General features: G+C 33.6%; 1 protein-coding gene and 1 pseudogene. Both read right to left on the bottom strand.

Going from position 1 to position 1,875, the window contains the following annotated elements; translation table 11 throughout:
• Positions 1-1,253 (bottom strand): hypothetical protein (locus CQA53_RS11115; RefSeq protein WP_115543986.1); only part of this gene is annotated, 1,253 nt, incomplete at its 3' end.
• 74 nt (positions 1,254-1,327) lie between these two features.
• Positions 1,328-1,875, bottom strand: a pseudogene (locus CQA53_RS12710) (hypothetical protein); the annotation flags it as partial.

Raw genomic sequence — 1,875 nt, 5'->3', positions numbered from 1 at the left:
TTAATATTATGCTTTTTGGCATAAGCTAGTATCTTTGCCCTTAGTTCTTCTGGGAAAGATTCTCTATACATTGCTGGGATTCTAGGGTCTAGCTTAATATCAAACTTCCCCTCTCTATAAAGCTCTTCTAAATACTCTGGGATATAGTAAGTAGGAGCATTAGGATAGCCTTGTGGGGGAGTTACTGCCATTATTGTAGAATCTAACATTATGGAATACATATGCATGTGTGCTTGTTTTGGGTCTATATCATTTTCTAAATCAAAATCATATGACATAAACTGCCTAAATTTCAGTGCCTCCATAAATTCTCTCCTTGTTTGCTCGGTAGCTCTAGGGTCTCTAGGGTCTAAGAGTTTGCCTTCTTGTATCTTATCTCCAAGAGTGCTTAAATAAAGCCTTCTTTCATCGCTAGAATATCTCTTTCCATCTATACCATAATCCATATTCAAATCCATCACCCAATCCACCCCTAATATCTCATCTATATAAGGATACATACCAAATTTATCCGGCTTGACTTTTTTAACGAGATTCATCACTTGTGCTTCCCTTAGCGGACTGTTGTATTTACCATTAAAAAAATAACCATAACCATAATAAGCCTTTTCCCACATATTACCTAATTGAATAGATAAAACATCTTTTTGATAAGTTCTTGCTGTAAAACCAGCAGTTTGCCCTCCACTAAATCCTTTTATATCTCCTAGCATACCTGCTGCTATCTCCCATTCAGCCATTGCTAAACTTCCATCACTTAGATGAGCTAAACCTCTATTTGCTTCTACTATCTCATAGAGTTCTTTATATTCTTCATTGATGAGATTACCATTTTCATCTACATTTGCTATAGCATCTAGTGGTATATCTATCACAGAGCTTCTTATACCACTTCTAATGACTAGGTATTTATATCTTTCTCTTTTTGTCTTTAGAGATTCATAATACGCTTTTTCTGCTTTTGTCCAAGGAGCTATAGCTCCTTTTATAGGTTCTTTATAATAAAGCTTTTGGATTGCTTTAAACTCTGAGAGATGAGACTTTTGCCCTGTATAGTAGTTAGGGTCTAGGTAGTTGGGTTTATACTTTTTCTTTGCTTCTTCCATTATCTGCCAAGCTTTTATAAGAGCTTTGGAATAAGCTTCTGTGTATTTACCTGTCTTATAGCCACCATCTGTAAAGTGAATCTTGTTTGTGCCTTTATCGACTTGAAGCACTATTGAATTTGGTGCGTAGATTTGATAAGTTTCCATATTGTTCCTTTTGTTTGAATTGTTGCAACTGATTAAAATTACACTTAGTGCAATTAAACCTAATACTTTTAAAACTATCCTATCCATAATCCATCCTCCATTATTATCGTAGTAGCTAAACGCCCTATAGCTTTAGGGGGTTTGGGTTTATCATCATCCTCTTCTTTTTTATCGGTTTCTGTGCTCATTCCTATAAGAGTAGTTATTCCCGTAAGAAATGTTGATGATTTATTATTGGTGGTATCTAACTTTTTCTCCTCATTCACCCCCACATACATTGCTTTGATATTATTATGCCCTATGATATTGAGTTTTTCTAATAATTCTCTATATTTTGCATGATATGTATTTGTCTTTTTATCTGTATTCATATTACCCTTAGCTATATCACTGAGTATATCGATACAAGTATTATAGCAATCAATAGCTTTATGTGTCTCATTATTTTCATCTAAATTTCTAAAAGCTTGCAATTTCTCTTTATCTCTTAGCTGATAGAGTTCTTTATTATCTTTTAAAATCCTTAAACTTGCTTTGTTTGTGCCATTTGCAAAGAAGTCTATATCATTGATATAATAGTTTTTATCTTTGCTTACTCCTCTTAACTCATCTAAGAGTATAT

The organism is Helicobacter didelphidarum (assembly GCF_003364195.1).
Classification (GTDB): Bacteria; Campylobacterota; Campylobacteria; order Campylobacterales; family Helicobacteraceae; genus Helicobacter_A; species Helicobacter_A didelphidarum.
Note: the sequence above shows the minus strand (reverse complement) of the source record. Positions and strands in the feature narration are given on the sequence as shown.